Origin of the sequence: Streptomyces sp. (genome assembly GCF_035563135.1) — a bacterium.
Taxonomy (GTDB): domain Bacteria; phylum Actinomycetota; class Actinomycetes; order Streptomycetales; family Streptomycetaceae; genus Streptomyces.
Map to the genome: position 1 here is coordinate 12,122 of NZ_DATMVN010000630.1, position 24,574 is coordinate 36,695.

The following is a 24,574-nucleotide window of genomic DNA, read 5'->3' on the forward strand; positions in this document are numbered from 1 at the left end:
AGGGCCGAGTCCGGCATAGGCTCAGTGGCATGAGCCTGCGCCTGAGCACCGTGATCCTTCCCGTCGACCGTTGGCACGAGGGGGGCCGCGCCAAGTGGCAGCGCGCCGAGGAGCTCGGCTTCCACGCCGCGTACACCTACGACCATCTCTCCTGGCGCACCTTCCGCGACGGCCCGTGGTTCGGCGCTCTGCCCACCCTCACCGCCGCTGCCACGGCCACGGACCGCCTGCGCTTGGGCACCCTCGTTACGTCACCCAATTTCAGGCACCCTGTGACCCTCGGCAAGGAGCTGATCTCGCTCGACGACATCTCCGGCGGGCGGATCACCCTGGGCATCGGGGCCGGCGGCAACGGCTTCGACGCGACGGCGCTCGGCCAGGAGGTGTGGACACCGAAGGAGCGGGCGGACCGCTTCGGCGAGTTCGTGCCGCTGCTGGACCGGCTGCTCACGGAGGGAGCGGTCTCGCAGAAGGGCGACTTCTACACGGCTGAGGAGGCCCGGAACCTCCCTGGATGCGTACAGCGGCCCCGACTGCCGTTCGCGGTGGCGGCGACCGGCCCACGCGGCCTGAAGCTGGCCGCCCGCCACGGACAGGCATGGGTGACGACCGGCGACCCGAAGCTGTACGAGACAGGCACCCCGGAGCAGTCGATCGAGGCGCTGCGCGGGCAGATCGAGAGGCTCAACAAAGCGTGCACCGAGGTCGGCCGGGACGTAGCCGGCCTCGACAAGACCCTGCTCCACGGCTTCACCCCCGACCGGAACAGGCCGCTGGAGTCCGTGGACGCCTTCGTCGACTTCGCCGGCCGCCACCAGGAGCTCGGCTTCACCGAGATCGTGATCCACTGGCCGATCGCGGACTCCGACTTCGCTGTCGACTCAAAGATCTTCGAAGCGCTCGCTACCGAGGCCATGTCCCAGCTCGGCTAAGGACTTAGGGCTTCCGTAGCGCGTGTACACGATGTACCTCGCCCGCGCCTCTTGTCGTCAGAACCGTAACTTCACCAGCATCTGACATGTTGGTTCCAGCCCGAATTCAGGCTGTGGCTACGCATACGGACAGCAGCGACAACCCGTAGAGCCCGACAGCAACATGAAGGATCACCCACAGCCTGTAGAGACGGATGCGATGCATCCGGGGGAAGGCACGGTAGTGATCCGCTCGCGCCTGCGCCAATCTTTCGCCCGTACCCAAGATCCCAAGATCCACAAGGTCTCTGGTCAAGGCTCGGGCCTGAGACAGGTGGTATGAGGCCCGCTCGTAGTACTTCGCCACAGTCACTGCGCCATACAGTCCGGACAGCGATACAAAGACACATAGGGGCACGACGTACAGCGAGAAGCGCTGTTGAACGATGAGAGCGCTCAACGCTGCTGTCATGATGAGCACGAGGTTGGTCAACATCGACCGCTGAGTCTCACTCTGACGCAACTGCTCCCGGTGTTCCTTCCAGTAGGCGCGTATCGCCTCTTCCGAGATCTCGGCCATCAGATCCGCCCCCGCACCCTTCCCGCTACTATGTGTCACAAAGGCCAACCAGGTTCGTCGCCGAACCTATACCAACGGAGACACCGTAGCGTGAGAGTCTTCATCAGCAGTGTTCGAAAGGGTCTGGAGGAAGAGCGCGACTCCCTCCCCGGTTTGCTCCAAGCCTTGGGCCATACACCTGTTCGCTTCGAGGACTTCTCAGCCCAGGCGATACCGAGCAGGGAGGCGTGCCTGGCCGCCCTTGAGTCCTCGGATGCATGCCTGTTCCTACTCGGCCCCAACTACGGTCATGTGTTTCCAGAGACCGGACAGTCCGCCACACACGACGAGTGGGTGCATGCACAGAAAAAGGGCATTCCACGGCTGGTCTATCGAAAGAACGATATTTGGTTCGAGCCGGACCAGCATAAGTTCGTGCGCATCGTAGAGGCATACCCAACAGGCGTGTTCCGAGACGCTTTCACGAATAGTGTCGACCTTCAGGCCAAAGTAGCCCAAGGGTTGCGAGAGTTGGCTGCCAAGCCATCTTCTCTGGAATTCCAAAGGTTGACCCAGCAGCCGGTTCTGAGCTGGGCGGAAGAAAACGATAGGGCAAGTACCTTCAGCGGCCAGGGCTCTGCGATCGAACTCCACGTTCTACCGATGGATTATCTTGGGTACACTACCCGCGAAATGGAGCGATCCACCGATTCACTGGTGGGCCGCATTCGGGGAATGGATTTCGTTGAAAGTGCTGCCGCGTTGAGTCTTTCCCGGCACGCAGATCATGCTGCGGTCAGCATCAAGTGCGAACGCCGCCGCGATTGGAACAAACCACACCCAGGAGAACTCCTGGAAGTCAGGCTCTACAAGTCTGGCCAGGTGTCGACCAGAGCATCTCTTCCAAAAGACCAGATGGGCTCGATTCTGGATCGTGATGCGCTGCCAAAGCAGGTCGCCGAGATGCTGCGCTTTACGGGTGCTTTGAGAATCATCCAGCAGCAGCACGTCGTCGTAGCGATGGGCGTTTCGGTAGGAGACACGATCACCATCGACACCTTCGACCCGTATCGGTCGCGAAATCAAGCTCAGCCTTTGAGTTTTGGCCGTTCACTGAACATGTTGCGCACTGAGCCGGATGAGTCTGTGAGCTTGACGGCCTTGGAGAGCGGAGCCGAAGAAGTAGGCAGGGATCTCTCCCGAGCTCTGTTTGGGCGGCTCGCCACCCGAGCATGACGCAGCGCTTCCCTCATCGAGCTATACGTGCATCACATCGTGATGCGTGAACGAGGCTTGACCGAGGTGACAAGGGTGCCCAGGCGGATGCCCCGTGTCGCCGTCGCCGCGGCCGTGAGTGTGGGGACGGCGCCGAACCATGGTCCGTCCCGGAACGACCTCCAGGACAAGTGGTCGTACGTGTACGCGGCGTGGAACCCGAGGTCCTCGGCCTTCTGCCAGTTCTTCTGTCCCTCGCTCCACCGGTGGATGGGGAGGATCACGGTGCTCAGACGCATGCCTTTGACGATACGCGGGGCCTTCCGCCGCTCCTGTACGCGTCATCCGGCTCCGTGTGCGTCCTCGGCCTCCGTCGCCGGCCGCCCTGGAGGGGCCAGCAACTGACGCATGGACTGCGCGGCGCGGACGGACGCGTCGGCGCAGCAGTTGTTGAACAGGACGTGGACCTCTCGCGCCTGTTCGGCCATCGCCCGGATGCGGGGGATCCACTCGGACAGTTCCTCGCGTGTGTAGGAGTGGCGGAACCTCTCCTCCTTGGTGCCGGTTCCCCAGGCGCTGTTACGCCCGTGGAAGCGCACCACCGCGAACTGCGAGGAGGTGACCGGGGCGACCGGGGGTACGGAGGCGGGGAGCGTCTGCACCATGTCCACGGCCACCGCAGCGGCGTCCAGTTCGGTCAGGAGTGCGGTCGTCGCGGCGATGTGGTCCTCACGCCACCAACCGGGGTGCCGGAACTCCACGGCCATCGGCCACCCTGCGGCTCGCTCACGGCACCGGCGCAGGAAGGCCGCCGCCGGCCTCCCCGGGGCGAGCTGCGGCGGGAACTGGAACAGCACGGTCCCCAGCCGCCCGGCACCGCGCAGCGGTTCGAGCGCTGCGCCGAACCGTGCCCATACCTCGTCCAGCAGACCCGGATCGGCTTCCGTCCGGCCCCGATGACGGGTGAGAACCGGGCGCAGATCGGCCGGCATCGCGCTCGGCGGAGTCGGGTGCCCGGTGAGCAGGGAGAACGCCTTCACGTCGAAGCGGAAGTCCTCAGGGGTGCGATCGGCCCACAAGAGGCTGTTCCGGGTGCTGGGCAGGCCGTAGTACGTCGCGTCCACTTCCACCACCGGGAACTGGCTCGCGTAGTGCCGCAGCCTGCCCTCGGCATCGCGCCGGCCTGCCGGATACCAGCCACTGGACACCAGTGCCTTGTCCGTCCATGAACACGTACCGATCCGGATGTCTCCCATTGCCTCCCTCTTCCCTGGGCGCGGCGAGGTGAACGGGCCCGGCGGCATTCCCGGCGGGGAGACGCACGGGAGGAACGCTGCCCGGGAGAACGGCAGTGGTTGCCGGGACGCACGGCCGGGACGACGCTGGAGGGAACGGGAAAGAACCGGGCCGGTACTTCCCGCGTGTGCGGCTTCCCGCGTGTGCACACGGCACCGGGTGCGGTTCGCCGGAGGGATGAGTCGTCATGCGCATGCTGCTCACCGCACAGATGGACACCCAGATCACAAATCGTTCGATATCCGACGGAACCATGTCCAAGATGATGGAGGAGATTGTCGAGCGGCTCAAGCCGGAGGCGGCCTACTTCGCCATCCAGAACGGCCGCCGCACCTGTCTGATGGTCTTCGACATGCAGGACTCCGCCCGGATTCCGCCGCTCATGGAGCCTCTGTTCCACGCGGGTTCCGAGATCGGGCTGGTGCCCGTCATGAACCTCGACGACCTGCGTACGGGTCTCAAGAGCGCGGGGACCTGACCTCCGGAACGCGTCATGTGCGCAACCGCAGAAAAGCCGGCGGTACGGAGTCGGTGAGCCACACCCCGTTGACGCTCACATGGAAGAGGTGACCTGCCCGGTGCATGGCTCCCGCGTCCACGGAGAGGACGACCGGGGCGCCGCGCCGTGCGCCGACACGGACCGCTGTTCCACGGTCGGGCGACAGGTGGACATGATGGCGGTTCATGGGCCGAAGGCCTTCGGAGCGGATGGCGTCGAGCGCGCGTGCCGCGGTGCCGTGGTAGAGGTATGCGGGTGGTTCGGCCGGGGGGAGGCCGAGGTCGACGGGGACGGAGTGGCCCTGGTTCGCCCGGATGCGATCACCGTCCACGGCGAAGCGCTGCTTGTCGCTGACCGCGACGACGTGCGCGAGTTCGTCCCGGGTGAGGGCGAAGCCATGCCGGGCGCAGGCTTCCAGCAGCTCGTCGAGGGCCACCCAGCCGTGGGCGTCGAGGCCGATGCCGATCCGGCCGGGATCATGCCGGAGATGCTGCGACAGAAACCTGGACACCTTCACGGTGCGTCGTTCGTCCATCCGGCCAGAGTGCCCGCGTCATGTCTTCCGGCGCACCTCGATTTCATCCGCTGTTCGCGGCTTTCATGACTGCACCAGGTTTGATCCACAGCCAACGTGCGTTTTCCACAGCGAATACGGCTCACCTGTGGACAACGGCCTTCCCTATAAGGGCAGTTGCCCAACTTACCTGTGTTTGCGGTGATGTAAGGACTTCCGTGTGCAGTGGGCCGGTCAACTCCCTGTCCGGAGCTCACCGAGCATCAGCGCCGCAGCCTTGGACGTGCTGGAGGCGGGCAGGGCGCGGGACGGCTGGTGGGCGGCTGCCGAGGCGACGACGACGATATGGTCTCCCTGCCCGCGACCGGCCGTCCGGGCGCCGGAGATCCGGCAGGCGTGGATGACGCCCCACAGGTCCACGCCGAGCACCTTCCGCCGTTCCTCGCTCGTCATATCGAGGAAGGAGCCCGCCGGTCCGATACCGGCGTTGTCCACCAGGACGTCCGCGACGCCTGTTTCAGCGGTGATCCTTTCGGTGAACTCCTCCATCGCCTGCTCGTCCCCGACGTCCACCACTTCGCCCCACGCGGAGGGTGTGGCGCCGAGCGAGCGCGCCGTCTCCGCCGTCCGCGCCCCACCCTCCGCGTCCCGGTCCACGGCCACCACGCGCGCGCCCGCTTCGGTGAACGCCAGTGCTGTGGCGCGTCCGATGCCCGCAGCCGCACCCGTCACCAGCACCGACTGACCGTCGAACCCGCGCGCACGGGCGCCTTCGGGCGCCGTGACGGGAGTTCAGGAGCCGGCCGAAGCGTCCCGGCTCCCGGTTTCGACGCCGTCGGCGAAATCGCCGATCCAGGCGGCCAGCTGGTCCGGCCTGGTGCGTGGCACCCAGTGCTTCGCAGGCAGGGTACGGCGCACCAACCGGGGGACCCAGGCGTCCAGTTCGTCGTGGAGCGACGGTGAGAGGAAGGCGTCACCGGTAGGAGTGATGAGCTGCACCGGTACACGCGCGTACGCGTCCGGACGTGGCCGGCGCAGACGGGGCCGGACGTTGTCACGGTAGAGCCAGGCCCCGTGCGCCGCGTCCTGCGGGAGCGACGCCGTCGGATACCCGTCGGAGGGCACCTTTTCCATGCGCTGCAGAATCCGCGGCCACTGCCTGCCCAGCGCGCCGCGCCAGGCCATCTCGGGAAGAACCGGCGTGTGCAGCGCGTACACGTACCAGGATCTGGCGCCCTGGCCGAGCAGCTGTCCCACGCCGCGCGGGCTCGGGTGCGACAGTCTCCGCTTGATCCAGTGCCCGAAGTGGTCGAGGGACGGACCGGACATCGACGTGAACGAGGCGATGCGTCCTTCGGTCCGCTCCACGGTCGCGAATTCCCAGGCCTGGACCGAACCCCAGTCGTGGCCGACCACATGGACCGGCCGGTCCGGGCTGACGGCGTCCACGACGGCCAGGAAGTCATCGGTGAGCTTCTCCAGCGTGAAGCCGCCGCGCAGCGGCACGGGCGCCGTCGACCTGCCGTGCCCCCGCACGTCGTAGAGCACCACATGCCACCGCTCGGCCAGCCGCGCCGCGACCCCGGTCCAGACCTCCTTGCTGTCCGGGTAGCCGTGCACCAGCACGATCGTCGGCCGTGCCGGATCGCCCGACTCGGCCACACACAGCTCGATGCCGCCCGTACGCACCCGTCGCTCACGTGTGCCTCGCAGGTCCACGCCGCCTCCTCGTCCGGTGCCGGCGTCGCGGTACGCGCCCGTGACGTGACCCCGCTGAATGTGACCACCGTCGTACCGTCGCGTCAAGGGACGCCCCGGACCTGTGGACAACGCCGGCGGCCCGGCCACGGGGCTCTCCCGCCCGGGCCCCTACGGGTGCGTACGCCTGGAGTCTGACGCGGATACAGCCGTCTGGTCTGACGACTCCCGTGTCGCGGGCCACTACCTTCGAACACGTGACTGTGATCGCAACCGAAAGCCTGAGCAAGCGGTTCCCGAGGGTGACCGCGCTTGACCGGCTCTCCTTGGACATCGGACCGGGCGTGACCGGCCTGGTGGGTTCCAACGGGGCCGGCAAGTCCACACTGATCAAGATCCTGCTGGGTCTGTCCCCCGCCACCGAAGGCCGGGCCGCGGTGCTCGGGCTCGACGTCACCACCGAGGGCGCCGCCATCCGGGAGCGGGTCGGGTACATGCCGGAGCACGACTGCCTGCCTCCCGACGTGTCCGCGACCGAGTTCGTGGTCCACATGGCGCGGATGTCCGGGCTGCCGCCCACCGCGGCACGCGAGCGCACCGCGGACACCCTGCGCCACGTGGGCCTCTACGAGGAGCGCTACCGCCCCATCGGTGGCTACTCGACCGGTATGAAGCAGCGGGTGAAACTGGCCCAGGCCCTGGTCCATGACCCGAAGCTGGTCCTTCTCGACGAGCCGACCAACGGCCTGGACCCCGTCGGCCGGGACGAGATGCTCGGTCTGATCCGCCGTGTCCACACCGACTTCGGCATCTCGGTGCTGGTCACCTCGCACCTCCTCGGAGAGCTCGAGCGGACCTGCGACCACGTGGTCGTCATCGACGGCGGCACGCTGCTGCGTTCCAGCTCCACCAGCGACTTCACCCGGACCACCGCGACGCTGGCGGTCGAAGTCACCGACAGCGACGCCCACCCGGACGGCACGGACGCGCTGCGCCAGGCCCTCACCGGAGCCGGGATCAAGCTCATCGGGCATGACGGCCTCGATGCCCAGGGACTGCCGGGCGCAGGCCACATCCTCCTGGTGGAGGCGACGGGCGAGGAGACGTACGACGTGGTCCGCGACAGTGTCGCCCGCCTCGGGCTGGGCCTGATCCGGATGGAACAGCGGCGCCACCACATCGCCGAGGTCTTCCGCAGCGAAGAGGCACCGCGGGCGGCCGCGGCCGCGACAGCGGGTGCCGGACAGCAGAAGGGGAGCGGTCGCGATGAGCACTGAGACCAGGACCGCGGCCGGGAGCGACAGCTCCCGGATCCACAACATCGGGTACCGCTCCTACGACGGAGCGCGCCTGGGCCGGGCCTATGCCCGCCGTTCGCTGTACTCGCAGTCCCTGCGGGGCTCGTTCGGGCTGGGCAGGTCCGCGAAGTCCAAAGTGCTGCCGATGCTGCTGTGCGGGGTGATGTGCCTGGTGGCGCTGATCCTCGTCGCGGTCGCCATGGCCACGCCCGGCATGACGAAACTCCCCATCGAATACACGGACTTCGCGATCTACCTGCAGGCCGTGATCGGGCTCTTCATCGCCTCCCAGGCGCCCCAGTCCGTGTCGAGGGACCTCCGCTTCAAGAGCGTGCCGCTGTACTTCTCGCGTCCGATCGAGCGCGTCGACTACGTACTCGCCAAGTTCGCCGCCATGGCGTCGGCCCTGCTCATCCTCACCGGGCTTCCCCTCGTCATCCTCTACGCGGGCGCGCTGCTGGCCGAGTTCGACCTGGCCGATCAGACCAAGGGCTTCGGACAGGGGATGGTCTCGGTGGCGCTGCTCTCCGTACTGTTCGCCGGTCTCGGCCTGGTGGTCGCCGCGCTGACGCCGCGCCGGGGTTTCGGAGTCGCCGCCGTGATCGCCGTACTGACCATCACCTACGGCGCGGTCTCCACGGTCCAGGCGATCGCCTGGGAGACGGGCTCGCCCGGCGCCGTCACCTGGCTGGGGCTGTTCTCCCCCATCACGCTGATCGGCGGGGTGCAGACCGCCTTCCTCGGTGCCACCTCCGCCTTCCCCGGCGGGGACGGCCCCGGAGCCGCCGCCGGTGTGGTCTATCTGATCGTTGTTCTCGCGCTCGTCGCCGGCTCGTACGCCGTGCTGATGCGCCGCTACCGGAGGGTCGGGCTGTGACCACCATCGAGATCGACCACACCTCCCGCTGGTTCGGCAACGTGGTCGCCGTCAACGACGTCAGCATGACGGTGGGCCCCGGGGTGACCGGGCTGCTCGGCCCCAACGGAGCCGGGAAGTCCACCCTGATCAACATGATGGCCGGCTTCCTGGAGCCCTCGACCGGCAAGGTGACGCTCGACGGCACACCGATCTGGCGCAACGAGACGGTCTACAAGGCGATCGGGATCGTGCCCGAGCGGGAGGGCATGTACGACTTCCTGACCGGCCGCGAGTTCGTCGTCGCCAACGCCGAGCTGCACGGGCTGGGCGACGCGGCCGCGCACAAGGCGCTGGCCACGGTCGAGATGGAGTACGCGCAGGACCGCAAGATCTCCACGTACAGCAAGGGCATGCGCCAGCGCGTGAAGATGGCCTCCGCGCTGGTCCACGACCCCTCGGTGCTGCTCCTCGACGAGCCGTTCAACGGCATGGACCCGCGCCAGCGGATGCAGCTCATGGAGCTTCTGAGGCGGATGGGCGCGGAGGGCCGCACGGTGCTCTTCTCCTCCCACATCCTGGAGGAGGTCGAGCAGCTCGCCTCGCACATCGAGGTGATCGTGGCGGGCCGCCACGCCGCGTCCGGGGACTTCCGGAAGATCCGCCGGCTGATGACGGACAGGCCGCACCGCTATCTCGTCCGCTCCAGCGACGACCGGGCCCTCGCGGCCGCGCTCATCGCGGACCCCTCGACGGCGGGCATCGAGGTGGATGTGACGGAGAAGGCCCTGCGCGTCCAGGCGGTCGACTTCGGACGGTTCACGGAGCTGCTGCCGAAGGTCGCGCGCGAACGCGGGATCCGTCTGCTCACCGTCTCCCCGTCCGACGAGTCCCTCGAATCGGTCTTCTCCTATCTCGTAGCGGCCTGAGTAGTGGCCTGAAAGGAGCTGTGAAGCGTCATGTACGACCCCACAGTCGCCCGGCTCACCTACCGGGCCCTGCTCGGCCGGCGCCGGGCCGCCATCCTGTTCGTCCTGCCGGTCCTCCTGGTGGCCATCGCCGTGGCCGTCCGGGCGTTCGCCGGAGCCGATGACGGCGTCGCCTCCGGGGTGCTGGGCGGTTTCGCCATCGCCACGATGGTCCCGCTCATCGGTGTCATCGCGGGCACCGGTGCCATCGGACCGGAGATCGACGACGGCTCGATCGTCTATCTGCTGGCCAAGCCGGTGAAGCGGCCCACGATCATCTTCACCAAGCTGATCGTCGCCATTGCGGTGACGATGCTGTTCTCGGCGCTGCCCACACTGATCGCGGGGCTGATCCTCAACGGGAACGGCGGACAGATCGCCGTGGCCTACACGATCGCGGCGCTGGTCGCCTCGATCGCGTACAGCGCGCTGTTCCTGCTGCTCGGCACGATCAGCCGGCACGCGGTGGTCTTCGGCCTCGTGTACGCACTGGTGTGGGAGGCGCTGTTCGGCAGCCTGGTGCCGGGTGCCAGGACCCTCAGCGTGCAGCAGTGGTCCCTCTCGGTCGCCGAGAAGGTCGCCGGGGACGGCCTGGTCACCTCGGACGTCGGCCTGCCGCTGGCCACCGCCCTGCTGGTCGGCGTGACGGTCGTGGCCACGTGGTACGCGGGTCAGAAGCTGCGGGCGCTGAAGCTCGCCGGCGAGGAGTGAGACCGGCTGTCGCGCATCCCCGCAACCCCCGCCCACCGGGCGGGGGTTGTCGTGTGTGCGGGGCGGCCGGGTCGCGTGACTGTACGGTTGTCGGCTCGTTGTGCAGGGTGCGTGGAGGCAACTGGAATCTGTGGCGTCGAGCTTTCGTGAATGCGGGGAATGCCGGCAGCGGTGAGGCAAGTGCCCACCCGGCCGGTCATCGAGTGAGTGGCGACCGTGAGCGACCTCCGCCCTCGCAGCCCGGGGACAGGGCTCTCCTTGTCGTTCCCACGCACGAGAGGCACACCCATGCCCACGGAAGTAGCCCTGCTCGAATCCCAAGCCCTCCGGGTCGAGCAGATGGGGCGCGTCGAAGTCCTCGACAAGGTCAAGAGCCTTGTCATGCTCCCGGATGGAATTCACCTTCGCACAGAGGAAGTGGCTCGCTACTTCGAAGTATCCACAGAGGTCGTCAAGAAGCTGACCCAACGCCATCGTGCCGAGGTGGAGGAGAACGGTCTCAGGGTGCTGCGCGGCGCTGAGCTGCGCATCTTCCATAGGGACATCGTGTCCCTATGGGGTGCCGAGGGGGCGGAAAGTTATCCACAGGCGGTCACTCAGCTCACCCTCCACACCCGCAGGACCGTGCTCAACCTCGCCATGCTTCTTCGCGACAGCGACATCGCGCGCAGTGTCCGGACCCATCTGCTCGACGCGGAGGAGGACCTCAGGGCCTCCTACGTCTCGCTCGACCGGCGCGTCACCCGCATCGAGGGCTGCCTCGCCGGCGTGGGAAGCGCGCTCCAGGAGCTCGGCCCCGTGCTCGGCCGGATGTCGCAGCGGCTCGACTCCCTCGACCGGAAGCTCGATGTCACGCATCAGGTCGTCGGTGCGATCAGCATCCGGCTCACCGACGTATCGCACGACGTCATCCGCCTCGATGCCCGCATGGACGACCTCGCGCACCGGCTGAGGGATCTGGGCCGCCGCAGGAGCGACTGACGTACGTCCGGGGGCCACCGGAAAACGGGTGGCCCCCGCTGCGCGTCGCGCGCGGCCACCCCCGGAGGAGTGGCCGAGTGGTAAGACAGCGGCTCGCTGAGCCGTCGTCGGGGCGTAACCCCCGCGCGCGTTCGATCCGCGTATCCTCCGCCGGAGCCCGGAGCCCGGAGCCCGGAGCCCGGAGCCCGGAGCCCGGAGCCCGGAGCCCGGAGCCCGGAGAACAGCCCCGCCCCTACGCGCGCGTGGGCGCCCGGAGCAGTTCCTCCAGCACCACCGCGATGCCGTCGTGCTCGTTCGAAGCGGTGATCTCGTGCGCCACGGCCTTCAGTTCGTCGTGTGCATTGGCCATGGCGACACCGTGCCGGGCCCAGCCGAACATGGGGATGTCGTTCGGCATGTCGCCGAAGGCCAGCGTGTCCGCAGCCTTGAGTCCCAGACGGCGGGCGGCGAGCGAGAGCCCGGTCGCCTTGCTCAGCCCCAGGGGCAGGATCTCCACGACGCCGGGGCCTGCCATGACCACGTTCACCAGGCTGCCGACGGCCTGCCGGGCGACCTGCGTCAGCGCGTCGTCGTCGAGTTCGGGGTGCTGTATGTAGACCTTGTTCAGCGGAGCGGTCCACATCTCGGCGGGGTCGCCCATGTGGACAGCGGGAAGCGGCCCCTCCTGCACCCGGTAGCCGGGCCCGACCAGCACCTCGCCCTCGAGGCCGTCACGGCTCGCCGCCAGGGCCAGCGGGCCGACCTCCGCCTCGATCTTGGCCAGCGCGAGGCCCGCGAGCTGCCGGTCCAGGGTGAGGGAGGTCAGCAGCTTGTGCTCGCCCGCGTGGTAGACCTGCGCGCCCTGACCGCACACCGCGAGGCCCTTGTAGCCCAGGTCGTCCAGTATGTGCCGGGTCCACGGCACCGCGCGTCCGGTGACGACGATGTGCGCGGCACCGGCCGCGGTGGCCGCGGTCAGCGCCTCCCGGGTGCGGTCGGAGACCGTGTGGTCGTCGCGCAGCAGGGTGCCGTCGAGATCGGTGGCGACGAGCTTGTAGGGGAACGTCACTTGGAGACCGGCTCCAGAAGCTCGCGCCCGCCCAGATACGGACGGAGAACCTCGGGCACGCGCACCGAACCGTCGGGCAGCTGGTGGTTCTCCAGGATCGCCACGATCGTGCGCGGGACGGCGCAGAGCGTGCCGTTCAGCGTGGCCAGCGGCTGGACCTTCTTCCCGTCGCGCATCCGGACGGAGAGCCGGCGCGCCTGGAAACCGTCGCAGTTCGACGCGGAGGTCAGCTCGCGGTACTTGCCCTGGGTCGGGATCCACGCCTCGCAGTCGAACTTCCGCGAGGCCGACGCCCCCAGGTCACCGGTGGCCACATCGATCACCTGGAACGGCAGCTCGAGACCGGTGAGCCACTGCTTCTCCCAGTCCAGGAGCCTGCGGTGCTCGGCCTCGGCGTCCGCCGGGTCGACGTACGAGAACATCTCGACCTTGTCGAACTGGTGGACGCGGAAGATGCCCCGGGTGTCCTTGCCGTACGTACCGGCTTCGCGGCGGAAGCACGGCGAGTAGCCGGCGTACCGCAGCGGCAGCTTGCCGGCGTCGATGATCTCGTCCATGTGGTACGCCGCGAGGGGGACCTCCGACGTGCCGACCAGGTAGTAGTCGTCCTTCTCCAGGTGGTACACGTTCTCCGCGGCCTGGCCGAGGAAGCCCGTGCCCTCCATGGCGCGCGGGCGGACCAGCGCGGGGGTCAGCATGGGGACGAAGCCGGCTTCGGTGGCCTGCGCGATCGCCGCGTTGACCAGGGCCAGCTCGAGCAGTGCGCCGATGCCGGTCAGGTAGTAGAAGCGCGAGCCGGACACCTTGGCGCCGCGCTCCATGTCGATGGCGCCCAGCGCCTCGCCGAGCTCCAGGTGGTCCTTGGGCTCGAAGCCCTCCGCGCCGAAGTCACGGATCGTGCCGTGCGTCTCCAGGACGACGAAGTCCTCCTCGCCGCCGACCGGTACGTCCTCGTGGACGATGTTGCCGAGCAGCAGGAGCAGCCTCTTGGCCTCGGCGTCGGCCTCGTCCTGTGCGGCGTCAGCCGCCTTGACCTCGGCCTTCAGCTGATCGGCCTTCTTGAGGAGCTCGGCGCGCTCCTCGGGGGTGGCCCTGGGGATCAGCTTCCCGAGCGACTTCTGCTCGGAGCGGAGTTCGTCGAAGCGGACGCCGGACGACCTGCGCAGCTCGTCGGCGGAGAGCAGGGCGTCGACGAGCGCGACGTCCTCTCCACGGGCGCGCTGGGAGGCGCGAACACGGTCGGGGTCCTCACGGAGCAGGCGAAGGTCAATCACCCCTCAAGGCTACCGGTGCGGGGATCCACCACTCGAACCGATATCGACGAGCGCGACGTTTTGCCCCAATTGCCGGAATTCATAATCCTGGGAAAATACGGGACGCCCGGCGGCCGAGATCGTCAATAAAAGGTTCTCATTACCTCGAAAAGGGAGCAAGCGGGCCTTCGGTTTGACGCATCGGCGGTGCGTGCGCGGGGAGTTGGCGGTGTCGGCGGGGTGCGTTGTCCACAGGCAGGCGCAGATCCGGTTGGTTATCCACAGGCTGTGAAGAAAAACTGTGGATGCCGGAAGGGGATGTTCCGAAAGCGGCATACCGGAGCGGCGGCCACAGTTCAAACCTGGCCTGTGCACTCATTCGGGTGGGTATTCCTCGTTCCGATGGGTTGATCAACGGGGTTGAGGTGACCTGAGGGGTGTGGGCGCCTGCGGGAGCCCCAGGGCCGTGTGGATGTTTTATCCGTTATGCCGGAGTTCGTTGTCGACTTGTCCCCAGGCTGGCGTGATGCCCTGTGGATAACTTTGTGTGTGGAATGAAAATCTGCAGATGGGGACGACGGGGAGTGTCGGCAGACCTCCCCCACAGCTTTCAGACCCGGCCGTCCTGGCTGCGGGCCAGCCAGTCGGACGCCTCGGTGAAGTCCGTGTCCGATGTCCCGGTCCGCAGGGGGCTCACCTCGTCAGGCGTCACCCCCGCGCGCGGGTACGAACCCAGGAAGCGCACATTCGGGCAGATCCGCTTCAGCCCCATCAGCGCTTCGCCGACGCGGCGGTCCGAGATGTGCCCCTCCGCGTCCACGGCGAAGCAGTAGTTCCCGATGCCCTCCCCGGTGGGCCGGGACTGGATCAGCATCAGGTTGACCCCGCGGACGGCGAACTCCTGGAGCAGTTCGAGGAGGGCGCCCGGACGGTCGTCACCGAGCCAGATGACCACGGAGGTCTTGTCGGCACCCGTCGGTGCGGACGGCCGGGCCGGGCGTCCCACCAGCACGAAGCGGGTCTGCGCGTTCTCCGCGTCGTGGATCTCCGTCACCAGCGGTTCCAGCCCGTAGGTCGCCGCGGCGAACTCACCGGCGAAGGCGGCGTCGTAGCGGCCCTCCTGGACCAGCCGCGCTCCGTCGGCATTGGAGGCTGCCGACTCCCACACCGCGCCGGGCAGGTGGGCCGCCAGCCAGTTGCGTACCTGTGGCTGGGCGGCAGGGTGGGCGGTGACGGTCTTGATGTCCGACAGCTTCGTCCCGGGGCGCACCAGCAGCGCGAAAGTGATGGAGAGCAGCACTTCGCGGTAGATCATCAGTGGAGCGCCCGAGGTCAGCTCGTCGAGTGTCGCGCTGATCCCGCCCTCGACGGAGTTCTCGATGGGGACGAGTGCTGCTGCGGCCTCCCCGCCGCGCACGGCGTCCAGCGCGGCCGGCACGGAGACCATCGGGACGAGTTCGCGGGTCGCGGCTTCGGGGAGGGTACGGAGGGCGACCTCGGTGAAGGTGCCTTCGGGGCCGAGGTAGGCGTAGCGCGTGGCTGACATACGGTCACCCTAATGGGCCGACGGCCGGGGCACGCGCCTCTCGCCCGCCGAGGGCGGGGGCTGTGCCCCGCACCTGCTGAAGGGCGGATCCGGGGCGGTTTCAGGCCTCCAGCAGCCGCTGCCCCACGTACTCCCCGGACGCGGCACCTCCGGGTACGGCGAACAGACCGCTCGCCTCGTGCCGGATGAACGGGGAGAGCGCGTCCCCTCGGTCGAGTTTGCGCTGCACCGGAATGAAACCCTTGAACGGATCGGCCTGCCAGCAGATGAAGAGCAGTCCGGCGTCCGGGGTCCCGTCCTCCGCGATGCCGTCGTGGTACGAGAACGGGCGGCGCAGCATCGCGGCACCGCCGTTCTGCTCGGGGGCGGAGATCCGGGCGTGCGCGTTGCCGGGGATCAGCAGCTTGCCGTCAGGCCCCGCCTTGTCCAGATCCATGGCGGTGTCCTCCGCGCCACCGCTGAGCGGGGCACCGTCCGACTTGCGCCGTCCGATGACCTGTTCCTGGCGCTCGACCGTGAGCTCCTCCCAGTCGTCCAGGAGCATCCTGATCCGACGGACCACGGCGTACGATCCGCCTGCCATCCAGGCGTACGCCGATGAGCCGCCGGCCGGTACGAAGATCCGCTCCCCGAAGTCGCTCTCGGCGGGTTTCGGGTTGTTGGTGCCGTCCACCTGACCCATCAGATTGCGTGTGGTCATCGGCCGGTCCGTGACGCCCGGGGAACGGTTGAAGCCGTTCATCTGCCAGCGCACCCGGGCGGCCGGGCCGGCCTCCTTCTGAAGGGCGCGCAGCGCGTGGAAGGCGACGAGCGCGTCGTCGGCGCCGATCTGGACCCAGAGGTCGCCCTCGGACCGCTTGGCGTCGAGGTGGTCGGAGGAGAAGGCCGGCAGCGGGTCCAGTGCGGCCGGCCGGCGGCCCGTCAGGCCGGTGCGGGAGAAGAAGGTCCGTCCGAATCCGAAGGTGACGCTCAAGGAGGAGGGCCCGGCATCCAGGGCCACCCCGGTGTCGTGCCCCTGGCCGGTGTCCGCGGGCTCACCGACCATCAGCCGTTCCGCCACGGCCGACCAGCGGCGCATCAGGGCGGCTGCTTCCTTGCGTCCCGCGCCGGCTGCGAGATCGAAGGCGACCAGATGCCCGCGGGCCTGAAGCGGAGTGGTGATCCCCGCTTGGTGTTTCCCGTGAAACACCGCCTCGGTCGAGCCGACCGAGGTCAGTGGTGCCGGCGCCTCCCCGCGTGTCGCGGCGTAACCGCCCGCACCACCCGCCGCGCCCAGGACAAGACCTGCCGCCCCGGCCGCTCCCGCGCCGCCGATCAGCTTCCGCCGGGAGACGCCGTCCGTGCCGCCCGGACCGGCTTCGTCGCGGCGGACAGCGGCGCCGTTCTCCCCGAGGCCGTTCTTCTTCCTGCTCACCCTGCTCAACCGATCTTCACGTTCTTGTCGATGGTCGTCTGGTCGATGTCCGACGTGCGCACCGTCACGGCGACCTTCCAGTCACCCGCCATCGGGATCTGCACGCCGCTCGCGGTCCAGTGCCCGGCGGCGAGGCGGTCGGGAACGACCGGCAGCGGGCCGATGTCCTTGGACTCCAGGGTGAAGGCGAGCTTCACCTCGGGGACGTCGAGCGGACGTTCGTCAGGTCCGTCGATCCAGAGGTGCACGCTGTTCGATCCGGTTCCGCCGGGCGAGACGTCCAGTCGTACCGTCCCCTTGCCGTTCTGCCCGCCGGTGTCGAAGGGCAGGCTCAGGCCGACCGGCCCGCCGGCCACGGGTGCGGCCGCCGCCGCGGTGTTCCCACGGGCGGCTTCCTCCTCGGTGCGGCCTGGCTCGGTGGCCGTCAGGATCGTCGTGACGACGAGGAGCACCACGGCGATGCCCGTCTCCACCATCACGGAACGTCGCAGTCCGGAGCGGTCCGGATCGGCCTCGCGGGCGCGTTTCTCCTTCGTCGCCGTCAGAGCGGCGCGCTGCCTGGCGAGCTGGGCGGCACGCTCCGGCGCCACCTCCTCGCCGGTGCCCTCCGCCTCCGGCGGAACCGATTGCGCCGGCCCGGCCGGCGAGTCCGGCTCCGCCGTCTCCACCGGAACAGGCGGCCGCGCCGGCTCCGGGACGTCCGGGCCGGTGTCGTCGGCGGAGCCGGTGCGCCCGGTCAGCCGCCCCGTCCACCGCCGGGACACCCAGGCGGCGCCGATGAGCAGGGCGACGAGCGCCACCTTGACGAGCAGCAGCTGCCCGTACCGGGTGCCGGTCAGCGCCGACCACGAACCGACCTGCCGCCAGGACTGGTAGAGCCCGGTCGCGGCGAGGACGACCACGCTGCCGAACGCCAGACGGGAGAACCGCCGTACCGCGCCGCTCGTGATGTCCGGCGTCCGGTACAGGGCGACCAGCAGCGCGGCGAGTCCGCCCAGCCAGCCGGCCACGGCGAGCAGGTGGAGCACGTCGACCGGCATGGCGATGCCCGGCTGGAGCCCCGTGGAGGCGTGCTCGGCCAGGGCCCACGTACCGGCGATCCCCGTGGCGATGACCGCTCCGCCCGTCGCGAGCCCGAAGGTGAGGTCCTGCTTCTCCTTCTCGTCCTCACGCCTGGCGTAAGCACCGAACAGGACGGCGATGAACAGCGCGGAGGCGCCGAGGAGCAGCAGCCTGGACACCAGAGCCGCTCCCGGCTTGGTGTCGAGTACGGACTGGAGGCCGGCGAGGTCGAAGGCGTCCGCGAGCCTGCCGGAGCCGGTGTACGGGTGGCGCAGGAACAGCATGACCAGGGTGGCCGCGGTGAGCGTGACCCAGCCGCGTACGACGAGCCGCTGCAGCGGCCGCGCGCCCGCCCCGCGCTGCCAGCAGGCGAGTACGAAGGCCGACCCGCCCGCGAGCAGGATGAATCCGGCGTACGCGGCGTAGCGTGCGATGCCGTAGAGCGCGCCCACAAGACCACCGCCGGCTCCGCCCGAGGGCAGGGCGACGGTGGTTTCCGAGGGGGCGCCGACGGAGAAGGTGAAGGCGCCCGAGACCGGATGGCTGTCCGCGGACACGGCCTGCCAGGCCACGGTGTACGTGCCGTCGGGCAGACCGCTGTGGAGCTGGACGCCGTACCGCACGGCGCCGCCACTCGTCAGGTCCCGGGGGGCGCCGTCGTCGGCCCGTTCGCCGCTCGGGCCGAGGACCCGGATCGAGTCGTCGTCCACGGCGATCTGCTCGGAGAAGGTGAGCGTGACTTGCTCGGGAGCCGTGGCGACCACCGCCCCGTCCTGCGGATCGCTCCCCGTGAGAGCGGCGTGCGCGGACGCGGGACCAGCGCCCGCCAGCACCAGGCCGAACAGCAGGCTGGCCAGCGCGGCGAGGAGCGCGACCGCGGCGAGCGGCCGTCGTGCGGGGGAGGACCCGAAGGGCGGGGCGGTGGCTGCAGTCATGGGGCGTCAGTACCTCACTGCTTCTTCGGGTCGTAGGTGGTCTCCTTCACGGGAATGTCGACCTTGATGGGGTCGGCCTTCTCGAAGTGCAGTTCCACGGAGACCGTCTCTCCCCGCTCGGGCTGCTCCTTCAGGTCCGTGAACATGATGTGGTTGCCGCCGCGTTCGAGGTCGAGCTCGCCACCGGCGGGCACCTCGAACGACGTGACCATCCGCATCGTCCGGTTCTTCGTCTCGTGGATGGAGACGTTGTCCGAGAGGGCGCTGGTCACCGAGGTGAGCCGGTCGGCGGCGTCACCGCTGTTCTTCACGAGGAGGAAACCGGCCGCCATGTCGCTGACGGGCTGGGGCATGAAGGCCCCGGTCACCTCCAGCCGCGGTGCGTCGTCCGAGGAACACGCCGTCAGCACCAGCCCGGTGGTGAGGGCCAGGGCGCCGGCGACTGCCGTGCGGCGGTTCACGGGGTCTCCCCCTTGATGAGCTCCGGGAGGTCCTCGGTGTAGTCCTCGGCCGTGGTGTCCTCGCTGTAGAGCACGTACCCCTTGTCGGTCTTCGGGGAGAACGCGATGACCTGGGCGCCGTGCATCGAGACGACCGTGCCGTCCTTCTCCTTCTTCGGCGGGTCGATGCCGATGCCGATCTGCCGCGCTCCCGCCTGGATGGCCTGGAAGTCGCCCGTGAGGCCGGTGAAACCGGGGTCCTGCGCCTTGAGCCAGCTGCCCAGTGACGCCGGGGTGTCCCGTTCGGGGTCCGTCGTGACGAAGACGACCTGGAGCTTGTCCTGGTCGGCCTCGGGCAGCGCCCGCTTGGCGATGGCGATGTTGCTCATGGTCAGCGGGCACACGTCGGGGCAGTTGGTGTAGCCGAAGTAGATGAGAGTCGGCTTGCCCTTGGTCTGCTCGCGCAGGTCGTACTTCTTGCCGTGCGTGTCGGTGAGGACGAGGCCGGGCTTGGTGAACGGCTGGTCGAGCACGGTCGCGGGCTCGGACCCGGCGTCGGAGGAGACCTCGGCGACGGAGTCGTCCGTCGCCGGGTCCGAGCCGCTGCCGCAGGCCGACAGGGTCAGCGCGGCCACGGCGGCGAACGCCGCGGCCAGCACTGTCTTCTTGCTGTGCATGGAGCGATTCCTGATCTGTGGATACGGGAGGTGGAGCAGGCGGGGTCAGGCGCTGCGGCGACGTCCGGCGAGGACGCCGAACGCGACGCCTGCGATGCCGACGACGATGCCGACGACACCCAGGACACGGGCGGTGCTGTCGGTGCCCGACGACGCGTCGTCCGAGGACGCCGCCGACTCCTTCGGCTCCTCGGCCTCACCGCTCCCGTCCTCCGCGGCGGCACCGTGGGTGTCGGCCGCCGGGGCGGTCAGCGCGAGGACGGGAGCGGGGCTCTCGGGCTCTTCGCCGCCCTCGACGGGCTCCTCGATCCAGCGGACGACTTCCTTGTTGCTGTAGGTCTGGAGCGCCTTGAAGACGAGCTGGTCGGCGTCCTCGGGCAGCTGTCCGACCGAGAGCGGGAACTGCTGGAAGAAGCCGGGCGCGATGCCGCTGCCGTCCGCGGTCCAGGTCACCTTGGAGACCGCTTCGTCGATCTTCTTGCCGTGCACCTCGAGCGGCTCGGCCAGCTTGCTCCTGGTGACGTCGATCTTCCAGCCGGTCACCGGCTGCGGGCTGACGGACGCCAGCGGGTGGTCGGTCGGGAAACTGATCTCGAGCTTGACGGTGGAGGCGTTGTCGCGCTCGTTGGGAACCTTGAAGTTGACGGTGGCGTAACCGCCCTTGGCGGCTTCGCCCTGCGGCTGCACGCTGACGTGCGCGGAGGCGGTGCCGGCCAGCAGCAGGACGGTGGACGCGGCGACGCCGCCGGCGAGGGCGATACGGGAAATGTTCATGGCAGGGATCACTCCGGGAAACGAGGACGAGGTGGTCCGGCGCGCGGAGGCGCGACGGCATCACGACCACCTCCTCTCCGGGATCCCGGCGGAGGGGCCGCGTCAGGCTGCGCGTACGTACACGGGCGGCGGTCCGCGCCTGATCACCATGTGCTGCAGAACGTCCCCGGTGGCGGACACGTGCTCGTCGGCGTCTTCGCCGGCCGTGCGCGGCCCGCTCGTGGGCTGTCCCGGAAGACCCGCACGCAGAGCGCGTACGAGTGCCATCGCCGCGCGCAGCGCGCGCAGCCTGGCCCCGGCCGCGAGCTGCCGGCCGCCCTGCGCCGAGAGCCTGGCGAGCCGGAAGAGCGCGATCTCACCACGGCGCAGCAGCCAGCCGGTGGCGAGCGCGGCGAACAGGTGCCCCAGGAACATGGGCAGGCCGGGCAGGCCGGACATCACCGTGGCCAGGACCGACGGGTCGGCCGCGCCGGACGCCGCCTGGGTGTGCCCCTGGGCCACGGCCGCCGGGTCCAGGCCCGCCGCGGTCACGATGCGGTGGGCCTCGCCGGCGCTCAGCTGCGCGGGCCCGGCACCGCACACCAGCCCGGCGGCGAAGCGGATCAGCGAGTCGTCCCCGGTCCCCGCCGCGGCAGCCGGGGCGTGCCGCCCGAGCCCGAAGAGGACGTGCAGGGCGAGCTGCCCTGCCGTGAGGGCGGCAGCGATGGGAAGAAGGGTCCGCTCACGTCCGGCGAGTGCCGCAGCGACGGCGAACACTCCGGCGAAGCCGGCCGCCAGACTCCACGCGGACACACCCGCACCTGCGGCGAAGCCATGTCCGGCGGCAGCGAGCACGACACAGACCGCGGTGAACACCGCGGTCCTCAAAAGCCGCATACCGGCTCCGGCGCGTGCGACAGGCATAGACATGGCCGAGTCATCATCCCACCGGGCCCCCGGTCTCCGTACGGCAGGTCCGGAAGGTCGGCATCCGTCCCCATCAGGGGGTGATCAGGAGGGTTGCACCTGTTCATGGGTGCCCGGAGCCGGTTCACGGCTGCGCCGGGTCCGTCCCCGGGGCACGGCATACACCGGTGTGCGGAATATGCGCATCCGCCGAATGAGCGCTGTCACGGCGCATTCGTGCTTACGACGAGCCCGTCGCGGCAATACGTAACGGTATGTCGAGCCGCAGCCAGGAGGCTGGAGCATGAGCATGTGGTGGTCACTCCATTTGCGGCGCGAAGCTGCGAGCGTCCCGCTCGCCCGTCGTTTTCTCCTCGGCACCATGGAGACCGCGGGGGTGGATCCGGACATCTCCTACGACCTCTCGGTCGCACTCAGCGAAGCCTGTGCGAACGCCGTGGAACACGGCGGCGAACGGCGGGAGGGGGGCAGGGCCGAGGACGCGGGCCCCGCCCCCGCCGGTGACGGGAAGTCCGGACACTCCTGCGGCCAGTACCGGGTCACCGCCTATCTGGACGGCGAGAAGTGCCGTATCGAAGTCGCCGACTCGGGGCCCGGTTTCCCCTCCCGGCGCACGCTTCGCACCGCCGCACAGCCATCCGCCGGGATGCCGCCGGATCCGACGCCGTCCACCGCTCACCCGGCGGACGGCCCTCCGTACGTGTGCACCGCGGTTCGTCCTCCGGCAACGGCGGAGAGCGGCCGCGGACTCTGTCTGATCGAGGAGCTCGCCGATCACGTCCACTTCGGCAACGGTCCGGGGCGCGGCGCGGTGGTGAGCTTCGACAAGGTCCTGAAATGGCGGGAGGGCGCGCTGCTCATGGTGTCCTGAGCAGCGCGCCCTCCGGCGCACGGGGCGCGGCTTCCGGCGCCGCCCGTGTCAGCCCTTGAGCCGGGCCATCCACGCCTCGACCTCGTCGGCCCGGCGCGGCAGTGCGGCGGACAGGTTCCGGTTGCCGTCCTCGGTCACGAGGATGTCGTCCTCGATCCGGACCCCGATGCCCCGGTACTCCTCGGGCACGGTCAGGTCGTCGGCCTGGAAGTACAGTCCGGGCTCGACCGTGAGGCAGACCCCCGGCTCCAGGGTGCCGTCGACGTACGACTCCGTGCGCGCGACGGCGCAGTCGTGGACGTCCATGCCGAGCATGTGGCCGGTGCCGTGCAGCGTCCAGCGGCGCTGCAGTCCCAGCTCCAGGACCTTCTCCACGGACAGGTCGCCCAGCAGGCCCCACTCGACCAGCTTCTCGGTGAGGACCCGCTGAGCGGCGTCGTGGAAGTCGCGGAAGGCGGCGCCGGGCCTCACGGCCGCGATGCCCGCCTCCTGGGCCTCGTACACCGCGTCGTAGATCTTCCGCTGCAGCGGCGAGAACGTGCCGTTGACGGGCAGCGTCCGGGTCACGTCGGCGGTGTACAGCTCGGTGGTCTCCACGCCCGCGTCGAGCAGGAGGAGTTCGCCGGGGCGGACCGGGCCGTCGTTGCGGACCCAGTGCAGGGTGGTGGCGTGCGGTCCGGCCGCGCAGATCGAGCCGTAGCCGATGTCGTTGCCGTCGACGCGGGCGCGCAGGAAGAAGGTGCCCTCGATGTAGCGCTCGCTGGTGGCCTCGGCCTTGTCGAGCACCTTCACGACGTCCTCGAAGCCGCGCGCCGTGGCGTCACAGGCCTTCTGCAGTTCGGCGATCTCGAAGGCGTCCTTGACCAGGCGGGCCTCGGAGAGGAAGACGCGCAGTTCTTCGTCGCGCTCCGCGGTGACCTTGTCGGTGAGGGCGGCTTCGATGCCCGCGTCGTGCCCGCGGACGGTGCGCACCGGGCCGGTGGCCCCGGCCAGCGCGGCCGGGAGCTCGCGGACGTCCTTCGCCGGGATGCCGAGCAGCTGCTCGGCCTCGGTGAGGGAGTTGCGGCGGCCGACCCAGAGCTCACCCTGGCCGTCGAGCCAGAACTCGCCGTTCCCACGGTCGGAGCGGGGCAGCAGGTAGACCGTCGCCTCGTGTCCGCCGTCGGCCGGTTCGAGCACCAGGACGCCGTCCTGGGTCAGGTCGCCGGTGAGGTACGCGTACTCGGTGGAGGCGCGGAAGGCGTACTCGGTGTCATTGGAACGGGTCTTCAGGTTGCCCGCGGGGATGACGAGCCGCTCGCCGGGGAAACGCGCGGAGAGCGCGGCGCGGCGGGCGGCGGTGTAGGAGGCCTGGGCGATCGGCTCCAGGCCGTGCAGCTCGGTGTCGGCCCAGCCGGACTTCATGTTCTCGGCGAGCTCATCGGAAATGCCCGGGTACAGGCCGTTCTTCCGCTGCTTGATCGGCTCTGCTTCTGCTGTTTCCGGGGTCTCCGGGGCGAGCTCCTCAGACACGTTTTGTCCTCCTTGTACGACACTGGGCCCCACCCATCGTACGGGCGTGCGGAAGGGGGCCCGGGGCCGGAAGACCTCTTCCGGCCCGGGTCGCCGTCGGCGGCAGGCGGGGCTGTCGGCGTCCTCAGTCGAAGCGCGCGGCCAGCAGGGCGATGTCCTCGGTGCGGTCGCTCCGGTCCGCGCCGTCGGGCAGCACGGCTCGCAGGACGTGGTCCGCGACGGCCCCGGGGTCCTGGCGCAGCGCCTTCGGGACACCGGCCGCAGCCGCGTGCAGCCGCGCGAACGCGCGGTCCATGGTGGCTCCGGTGCGGCGCAGCAGTCCGTCGGTGTAGAACAGCACCGTCTCGCCGGACCGGGGCGTGAATTCCACGCTCGGCGCCTCCCAGCAGGAGAGCATGCCCAGGGGCGCGGAGAGGGTCGTCTCGATGAATTCGGTGCGCCGGTCACCTGTCACCAGCGGTGGGGCGTGCCCCGCGCCGGCGAGCACGACCGTGCGCCTGCCGGGTTCGCAGTATGCGTAGAGGGCCGTCGCCGAGCGGGCCGGTTCGGTCAGCCTCAGCAGCAGTTCGAGATCGGACAGTACGGCGACGGGGTCCTCGCCCTCCATCACGGCGTAGGCGCGCAGGCCGG

23 protein-coding genes and 2 pseudogenes are annotated in these 24,574 nt (G+C 69.3%); 9 read left to right on the top strand and 16 right to left on the bottom strand.

Annotated features, from left to right (window positions below; translation table 11 throughout):
- Positions 1-29: 29 nt before the first annotated feature.
- A complete protein-coding gene (locus tag VN520_RS28175) occupies positions 30-932 on the top strand; it encodes an LLM class flavin-dependent oxidoreductase (RefSeq protein ID WP_325749773.1) in 903 nt (300 codons plus the stop codon).
- Between the two features lie 106 nt (positions 933-1,038).
- Here the strand turns inward: VN520_RS28175 and VN520_RS28180 are convergent, their stop codons facing one another.
- Complete coding sequence (locus VN520_RS28180; protein WP_325749774.1) at positions 1,039-1,491, bottom strand: hypothetical protein; 453 nt, start codon at positions 1,489-1,491, stop codon at positions 1,039-1,041.
- A 90-nt stretch (positions 1,492-1,581) separates the two neighbouring features.
- On the opposite strand from VN520_RS28180, the gene VN520_RS28185 reads away from it, so the two are divergent.
- Entirely contained in the window at positions 1,582-2,706 is a 1,125-nt protein-coding gene (locus VN520_RS28185) for a DUF4062 domain-containing protein (RefSeq protein ID WP_325749775.1), read from the top strand.
- Between the two features lie 35 nt (positions 2,707-2,741).
- Here VN520_RS28185 and VN520_RS28190 read toward each other — a convergent pair.
- Both VN520_RS28190 and VN520_RS28195 read right to left on the bottom strand, forming a co-directional pair.
- Positions 2,742-2,984 (bottom strand): annotated as a pseudogene (locus VN520_RS28190) (LLM class flavin-dependent oxidoreductase); the annotation flags it as partial.
- A gap of 42 nt (positions 2,985-3,026) precedes the next feature.
- On the bottom strand, positions 3,027-3,941 hold the full coding sequence (locus VN520_RS28195) for a DUF72 domain-containing protein (protein WP_325749776.1): 915 nt from the start codon (positions 3,939-3,941) through the stop codon (positions 3,027-3,029).
- A gap of 227 nt (positions 3,942-4,168) precedes the next feature.
- On the opposite strand from VN520_RS28195, the gene VN520_RS28200 reads away from it, so the two are divergent.
- Positions 4,169-4,459 (top strand): hypothetical protein, encoded by a 291-nt coding sequence (locus tag VN520_RS28200; protein WP_325749777.1) that lies wholly within the window; start codon positions 4,169-4,171, stop codon positions 4,457-4,459.
- A gap of 13 nt (positions 4,460-4,472) precedes the next feature.
- On the opposite strand, the gene VN520_RS28205 is transcribed toward VN520_RS28200, so the two are convergent.
- Together VN520_RS28205 and VN520_RS28210 are read right to left on the bottom strand one after the other, a co-directional pair.
- Positions 4,473-5,015, bottom strand: a complete 543-nt coding sequence (locus tag VN520_RS28205; RefSeq protein WP_325749778.1) for an RNA 2'-phosphotransferase — start codon at positions 5,013-5,015, stop codon at positions 4,473-4,475.
- Positions 5,016-5,246: 231 nt separating this feature from the next.
- Positions 5,247-6,713 (bottom strand): annotated as a pseudogene (locus VN520_RS28210) (SDR family oxidoreductase); the annotation flags it as partial.
- A gap of 242 nt (positions 6,714-6,955) precedes the next feature.
- Between VN520_RS28210 and VN520_RS28215 the strand changes: the two are divergent.
- The 5 genes from VN520_RS28215 to VN520_RS28235 all read left to right on the top strand — a co-directional run bounded on the left by VN520_RS28215 (position 6,956) and on the right by VN520_RS28235 (position 11,506).
- Entirely contained in the window at positions 6,956-7,969 is a 1,014-nt protein-coding gene (locus tag VN520_RS28215) for an ABC transporter ATP-binding protein (protein WP_325749794.1), read from the top strand.
- Complete coding sequence (locus tag VN520_RS28220; protein WP_325749779.1) at positions 7,959-8,867, top strand: ABC transporter permease; 909 nt, start codon at positions 7,959-7,961, stop codon at positions 8,865-8,867. The genes VN520_RS28215 and VN520_RS28220 overlap by 11 nt, the downstream gene beginning before the upstream one ends.
- On the top strand, positions 8,864-9,775 hold the full coding sequence (locus VN520_RS28225) for an ABC transporter ATP-binding protein (RefSeq protein WP_325749780.1): 912 nt from the start codon (positions 8,864-8,866) through the stop codon (positions 9,773-9,775). Before VN520_RS28220 ends, VN520_RS28225 begins: the two co-directional genes overlap by 4 nt.
- Positions 9,776-9,805: 30 nt before the next feature.
- Positions 9,806-10,525 carry an ABC transporter permease gene (locus tag VN520_RS28230; RefSeq protein WP_325749781.1) on the top strand — a complete coding sequence of 240 codons (720 nt, stop codon included), beginning with the start codon at positions 9,806-9,808 and terminating at the stop codon, positions 10,523-10,525.
- A gap of 288 nt (positions 10,526-10,813) precedes the next feature.
- Positions 10,814-11,506 carry a hypothetical protein gene (locus VN520_RS28235; RefSeq protein WP_325749782.1) on the top strand — a complete coding sequence of 231 codons (693 nt, stop codon included), beginning with the start codon at positions 10,814-10,816 and terminating at the stop codon, positions 11,504-11,506.
- 232 nt (positions 11,507-11,738) lie between these two features.
- On the opposite strand, the gene VN520_RS28240 is transcribed toward VN520_RS28235, so the two are convergent.
- From VN520_RS28240 to VN520_RS28280, 9 genes are all read right to left on the bottom strand, one after another.
- Positions 11,739-12,554, bottom strand: coding sequence for an HAD family hydrolase (locus tag VN520_RS28240; RefSeq protein WP_325749783.1), 816 nt, complete (start codon positions 12,552-12,554; stop codon positions 11,739-11,741).
- Positions 12,551-13,828: a serine--tRNA ligase gene (gene serS, locus VN520_RS28245; RefSeq protein WP_325749784.1), complete on the bottom strand. Its 1,278-nt coding sequence runs from the start codon at positions 13,826-13,828 to the stop codon at positions 12,551-12,553. Before serS ends, VN520_RS28240 begins: the two co-directional genes overlap by 4 nt.
- 589 nt (positions 13,829-14,417) lie before the next feature.
- Entirely contained in the window at positions 14,418-15,353 is a 936-nt protein-coding gene (gene pheA, locus VN520_RS28250; RefSeq protein ID WP_325749785.1) for a prephenate dehydratase, read from the bottom strand.
- Positions 15,354-15,453: 100 nt separating this feature from the next.
- On the bottom strand, positions 15,454-16,767 hold the full coding sequence (gene efeB, locus VN520_RS28255; protein WP_414719971.1) for an iron uptake transporter deferrochelatase/peroxidase subunit: 1,314 nt from the start codon (positions 16,765-16,767) through the stop codon (positions 15,454-15,456).
- A gap of 5 nt (positions 16,768-16,772) precedes the next feature.
- Positions 16,773-18,764 carry a copper resistance CopC/CopD family protein gene (locus VN520_RS28260; protein ID WP_325749786.1) on the bottom strand — a complete coding sequence of 664 codons (1,992 nt, stop codon included), beginning with the start codon at positions 18,762-18,764 and terminating at the stop codon, positions 16,773-16,775.
- Positions 18,765-18,778: 14 nt separating this feature from the next.
- Positions 18,779-19,225: a copper chaperone PCu(A)C gene (locus tag VN520_RS28265; RefSeq protein WP_325749787.1), complete on the bottom strand. Its 447-nt coding sequence runs from the start codon at positions 19,223-19,225 to the stop codon at positions 18,779-18,781.
- Complete coding sequence (locus tag VN520_RS28270; protein ID WP_325749788.1) at positions 19,222-19,881, bottom strand: SCO family protein; 660 nt, start codon at positions 19,879-19,881, stop codon at positions 19,222-19,224. The genes VN520_RS28265 and VN520_RS28270 overlap by 4 nt, the downstream gene beginning before the upstream one ends.
- 45 nt (positions 19,882-19,926) lie before the next feature.
- Positions 19,927-20,655 carry a YcnI family protein gene (locus VN520_RS28275; RefSeq protein WP_325749789.1) on the bottom strand — a complete coding sequence of 243 codons (729 nt, stop codon included), beginning with the start codon at positions 20,653-20,655 and terminating at the stop codon, positions 19,927-19,929.
- A 102-nt stretch (positions 20,656-20,757) separates the two neighbouring features.
- The gene (locus VN520_RS28280) at positions 20,758-21,564 is read right to left on the bottom strand and encodes a hypothetical protein (RefSeq protein WP_325749790.1); all 807 of its coding nucleotides are present in this window, start codon (positions 21,562-21,564) and stop codon (positions 20,758-20,760) included.
- A gap of 280 nt (positions 21,565-21,844) precedes the next feature.
- Here VN520_RS28280 and VN520_RS28285 point away from each other — a divergent pair, with 280 nt between their 5' ends.
- Positions 21,845-22,432, top strand: coding sequence for an ATP-binding protein (locus tag VN520_RS28285; protein WP_325749791.1), 588 nt, complete (start codon positions 21,845-21,847; stop codon positions 22,430-22,432).
- Positions 22,433-22,480: 48 nt separating this feature from the next.
- Here VN520_RS28285 and VN520_RS28290 read toward each other — a convergent pair whose 3' ends face one another.
- Positions 22,481-23,944 (bottom strand): aminopeptidase P family protein, encoded by a 1,464-nt coding sequence (locus tag VN520_RS28290; RefSeq protein ID WP_325749792.1) that lies wholly within the window; start codon positions 23,942-23,944, stop codon positions 22,481-22,483.
- Between the two features lie 124 nt (positions 23,945-24,068).
- On the bottom strand, positions 24,069-24,574 hold a 506-nt coding region (locus tag VN520_RS28295; RefSeq protein WP_325749793.1), incomplete at its 5' end, for a PP2C family protein-serine/threonine phosphatase.

Bases quoted from the DNA above. Each gene is read 5' to 3' on its own strand.
- VN520_RS28205 (WP_325749778.1), bottom strand. From the start codon at position 5,015: ATGGACGAACGACGCACCGTGAAGGTGTCCAGGTTTCTGTCGCAGCAT.
- VN520_RS28175 (WP_325749773.1), top strand. From the start codon at position 30: ATGAGCCTGCGCCTGAGCACCGTGATCCTTCCCGTCGACCGTTGGCAC.
- VN520_RS28280 (WP_325749790.1), bottom strand. From the start codon at position 21,564: ATGTCTATGCCTGTCGCACGCGCCGGAGCCGGTATGCGGCTTTTGAGG.
- VN520_RS28275 (WP_325749789.1), bottom strand. From the start codon at position 20,655: ATGAACATTTCCCGTATCGCCCTCGCCGGCGGCGTCGCCGCGTCCACC.
- VN520_RS28180 (WP_325749774.1), bottom strand. From the start codon at position 1,491: ATGGCCGAGATCTCGGAAGAGGCGATACGCGCCTACTGGAAGGAACAC.
- pheA (WP_325749785.1), bottom strand. From the start codon at position 15,353: ATGTCAGCCACGCGCTACGCCTACCTCGGCCCCGAAGGCACCTTCACC.
- VN520_RS28270 (WP_325749788.1), bottom strand. From the start codon at position 19,881: ATGCACAGCAAGAAGACAGTGCTGGCCGCGGCGTTCGCCGCCGTGGCC.
- VN520_RS28220 (WP_325749779.1), top strand. From the start codon at position 7,959: ATGAGCACTGAGACCAGGACCGCGGCCGGGAGCGACAGCTCCCGGATC.
- VN520_RS28200 (WP_325749777.1), top strand. From the start codon at position 4,169: ATGCGCATGCTGCTCACCGCACAGATGGACACCCAGATCACAAATCGT.
- VN520_RS28195 (WP_325749776.1), bottom strand. From the start codon at position 3,941: ATGGGAGACATCCGGATCGGTACGTGTTCATGGACGGACAAGGCACTG.
- VN520_RS28260 (WP_325749786.1), bottom strand. From the start codon at position 18,764: ATGACTGCAGCCACCGCCCCGCCCTTCGGGTCCTCCCCCGCACGACGG.
- VN520_RS28285 (WP_325749791.1), top strand. From the start codon at position 21,845: ATGAGCATGTGGTGGTCACTCCATTTGCGGCGCGAAGCTGCGAGCGTC.
- VN520_RS28235 (WP_325749782.1), top strand. From the start codon at position 10,814: ATGCCCACGGAAGTAGCCCTGCTCGAATCCCAAGCCCTCCGGGTCGAG.
- VN520_RS28230 (WP_325749781.1), top strand. From the start codon at position 9,806: ATGTACGACCCCACAGTCGCCCGGCTCACCTACCGGGCCCTGCTCGGC.